Here is a 3,803-nt window from a genome sequence, read left to right on the forward strand (position 1 = left end):
TGTCGGATGAACAACCGACAATGCCGACAAGTGCGAATGACGCTGCTGCCGTGACTGCCAGAACTCGAGTGGAGGTGTTCATGGGTCTGCCTTCCGTAGATGAAGTGCCGGTGTGCACGTTCCGTACAAGGCATTCGGAGTCAGCAGTGAGGTGGATGGGTCGAGACACGAAAAGACCTCGAGACACGAGAAAGCCCCCGAGTTCGTCGGGGGCTCTCTGGTCTCGGTCTGCGGGGTAAGCAGTTGGTGCCGTGCTGTGCTGTGCTGTGCTGTGCAGTGAAAGGGAGAAGGAGGCTTGGTTTTACCTACGAGGTTCTACGACGCCAGGCGGCCGTTCCGGCGGTGGCGTGCATACAGCTCGCGTTCGGTTTCCGACATCCCGCCCCAGATGCCGTACGGCTCGGAGACGGTCAGTGCGTGAGAGCGGCACTGAATGAGAACCGGGCACTGGTGGCACATTTCCTTGGCTCGCGTTTCGCGTTGCGCTCGGGCTCGTCCGCGTTCGCCGTCCGGGTGAAAGAACATCGAGGAGTCGACTCCGCGGCACAGTCCGTGCATCTGCCAGTCCCAGATGTCTGCGTTCGGCCCGGGAAGATGATTAGGTGCAGGCATGTTGACTCCTTACTGCAAGCTCGTCGTGATCAACGAGCGGACCAAGTAGCCCGAAGATTATCCGGGCTTTCTATCGTTCACGCTTGCTAACCGTAAGGGTGCTGAGTAAATCGCGTCAATAGCTTCGATGAGTGGTGAGCGGCATATCTCGCAAAGCAAGATTTAACGAGAGAAATATTTACATTTCGACCACCTCGTGTGTAAGTGATCCGTTGCCGAATGATTGACAGTGTGGAGTGATGTGTAAAGTTCTGCAGATATTCTTCGTCTGAAGTGGCAGATCAGGGGGAGTATTCGTATTATGGACAAAGCGGAATCGCTCGCGGCCGTCTGTGATTGTCGGCGTTCTAGCGCGACCTTGGAATGACTGAATTGGGACTAAGTTCCCAATTCGCACTTTGGACGTTTGTCCATTAGGTAACCCGCAGTTAACCTAATGGATATGCATTCGTTAATAATTCAAGAAAATGAAAGTTTCAATTTCAGTTGAACATTTGGTGAATGGCTCCGGAATCACGGGTGTTGCATCTTGCGGTCCCCTCGCGGCGATCTGTGGTCGAGGGCACTGCAATGATTTGACCGTGTCGACAACTCTTCAGTCCGTGGCATTCGGGACAGAGCCCGGACTTGCGCCGCTTTCCGCTCCGGCAACCATCGAGGAGTGGTGGTTGAGCGCCGTCGCACTCGGTGGTCAGGGGCGGTATGCGCAGGCGCGTGCCGCCTTGAACGTCGTGGATCGGCGCACCGCCGGCCTGGCCGCAGATGGCGACTGTGTGTATGCCTCGTTGTCCGCAAGCACGCGGGCGTCATTCCTGCGGCAAACGGGCTGGCACGCGAAGGCGTCGTACGACGACGGACGTGCGCTTGCCATTGTCGCCGGACGAGGTGACTCTCCCGAGTTGGTCGCTGCCGCCTGTGACGCGTTGACCGGCCTTGCAGCCGACGCTCTCGGTCAGGGCCGCCTGGCGCTGGGATGGCGCCTGCTCGAGCGTTGCGCGGAGCAGATCAACCGTCTGGAAGGCGAGTCGGCGCGGTTGTGGCGTCAGGTGATCAGGCTCGAGTGGGTCTCGGCTGAACTTGCGCTCGCTTCCGGTGATTTCACGCGGGCGCTTCGACACGCTGAACGCGCTGTCGAACTCGCCGCCGGTGGTGATTCGCTCAGGCACAAGGTCAAGTCGGACCTCTTGCGATGCGCTGCGCTCACAGGTTTCGATCCGGGCCAGGCGGCAATGCTTGCAGGTGAAGTGTTCGATGAGTGTCGTTCGTCTGGATTACTACCGTTGGCGTGGGCGTCGTCGATGCTGATCGAGGGTGTGAGCGGGAGTCCCACGACACCGAATTCGGCCGCACTCGGCGCTGCGGTTGCGGCACGCGGGGGAGTGTTCCGTGAACTGTCCCTGTGAGGTGCGCCACCGATGTGCCTCTGTGAGGTGTGCCACGCGGTAGCCGACGAGTTGTACACGTCGAAACATTGCCGCGGCGGGCCAGGCCTGCGCGGACCAGTCGGTCTGGATGGTTACTCTTAGAGGGTTCCGCTGTTAGTGGAAGCACACCCGCTCGGGAAGTGCCACTGTAACGCCAGGATTTTCGCTGACGATGACAAATACGAGCGATGAGTTGGACTCCGCGGTCGCCGCTGCAGCGCAGGGCGACCGTACAGCTCTAGCTTTGGTTTTGGAAAACATTCGACCCATGGTGGTGCGCTATTGCCGTGGTCGGGTGGGTGCGGCGGAGAGAGGCCACTTGTCGGCCGACGATGTCGCGCAGGAGGTGTGTCTCGCCGTGATGACCGCGTTGCCGCGTTATCAAGATCAGGGACGCCCCTTCATGGCTTTTGTGTACGGCATTGCTGCACACAAGGTTGCTGACGCCCATCGAAGCTCCGCCCGTAACAAGTCGGAGCCCGTAGCCGAAGTACCGGATGTAATTGCACTTGACGATGGACCCGAGCAGCGAGCGCTCGATTCGGAATCCAGCCGGCACATGCAGGAACTGCTCGGCACCTTGCCGGAGAAGCATCGAGAGATCTTGATTCTCCGGTTGGTTGTCGGACTGTCGGCTGAAGAAACGGCCGCCGCCGTCGGGAGTACCGCCGGAGCTGTACGAGTCGCCCAGCACAGGGCGATCGCGAAACTGAAAAAAGTAGTAACGAAAGCGGGTGAGAGCTATGGCTAGAGACGAGAATCGTGATTCTTCCGATCTCGATGACCTCACAGCCGGTCTCGCCGACGACGGTGCACCGGTGGATCTGGCTGCGGTTCGGCGCGACGACGCGCTGATCGAGGCAATTTCCCATGGTGGGCCGGTAGCAACCGATAGCACTGAGCAGTACGAACTGGCGTTGATTCTGTCGAAGTGGCGCGATGACGTCGTGTCGACCCCGATGCCGGAGGGCCCACTTCTCGACGATGTGATCGCAGCGATCGAATCGGCGCCCCCCAGCATTGCCGATCGCGAACGTTCTCGTTCACGTCTTCGTCTACTGCGCCCCGTTGCCGCTGCGGCAGCTGTCGCAGCGGTGGTGATCGGTGGCGGCTCGATGCTCACGTACGGGGCTGAACCGGGCGACGCACTGTGGGGTGTGAAGCAGGTTGTCTTCACGGAAGAAGCTAATTCGACAGTCGCGAAGATCGACACCACGTCCGAGCTCGAGAAGGCTGAGCGGTTGTTGGCCGCCGGGGATATTCCCGAAGCGAAGAAGGTTCTGGACAACGCTGCCCAGCGTGCCGGTGCTGTGAAGGATTCGCAGGCGAAGACGGATCTCGTAGAACGCTGGGGCAAGTTGATGACCCAGGTTCAGGAAACAACTACTCAGGCTGCCCCGCCGCCGTTGACCACAACTGACGGGCTGACAACGCTCGAGCCCCCGCCGGTGACGTCGATTCCAGTTTTGCCTGGCCCGACCTCGGATCTGGAGTTGCCGGGTACCAATCCGACGACATCGACGCCCAACCCAGCGATAGTTGCGCCGTCGTCAACAGTCCCGAGTCCGTCGGCGAACCCGACGACGACAACAACGACAACGTTGCCGACGACAACTACCCCGTCCTCGTCGAGGACGACAACAACGTCGCCGAATGTGAACACGCCGTCCTGAGCGTCGCGAGACCTGTTAGGCAGCAACGTAAATCAGTAGCAACGTAGTTCAGTAGCACCGGAATCAAAAACAGTGGGGCGGCCACCGTAAATCT

General features: G+C 59.7%; 4 protein-coding genes. 3 read left to right on the top strand and 1 reads right to left on the bottom strand.

Going from position 1 to position 3,803, the window contains the following annotated elements; all coding sequences use genetic code 11:
* Positions 1-315: 315 nt before the first annotated feature.
* A complete protein-coding gene (locus tag R4P64_RS05860) occupies positions 316-612 on the bottom strand; it encodes a WhiB family transcriptional regulator (RefSeq protein WP_033231330.1) in 297 nt (98 codons plus the stop codon).
* 581 nt (positions 613-1,193) lie between these two features.
* Between R4P64_RS05860 and R4P64_RS05865 the strand changes: the two genes are divergently transcribed.
* The 3 genes from R4P64_RS05865 to R4P64_RS05875 all read left to right on the top strand — a co-directional run bounded on the left by R4P64_RS05865 (position 1,194) and on the right by R4P64_RS05875 (position 3,709).
* Positions 1,194-2,015: a hypothetical protein gene (locus R4P64_RS05865; protein WP_261984442.1), complete on the top strand. Its 822-nt coding sequence runs from the start codon at positions 1,194-1,196 to the stop codon at positions 2,013-2,015.
* 193 nt (positions 2,016-2,208) lie between these two features.
* A complete protein-coding gene (locus R4P64_RS05870; RefSeq protein WP_033231328.1) occupies positions 2,209-2,787 on the top strand; it encodes a sigma-70 family RNA polymerase sigma factor in 579 nt (192 codons plus the stop codon).
* Positions 2,780-3,709, top strand: a complete 930-nt coding sequence (locus tag R4P64_RS05875; protein ID WP_033231327.1) for an anti-sigma-D factor RsdA — start codon at positions 2,780-2,782, stop codon at positions 3,707-3,709. The genes R4P64_RS05870 and R4P64_RS05875 overlap by 8 nt, the downstream gene beginning before the upstream one ends.
* The last annotated feature ends 94 nt before the right edge of the window (positions 3,710-3,803 follow it).

This window comes from Rhodococcus sp. IEGM 1366, from assembly GCF_033142425.1.
GTDB classification, from domain to species: Bacteria; Actinomycetota; Actinomycetes; order Mycobacteriales; family Mycobacteriaceae; genus Rhodococcus_F; species Rhodococcus_F globerula.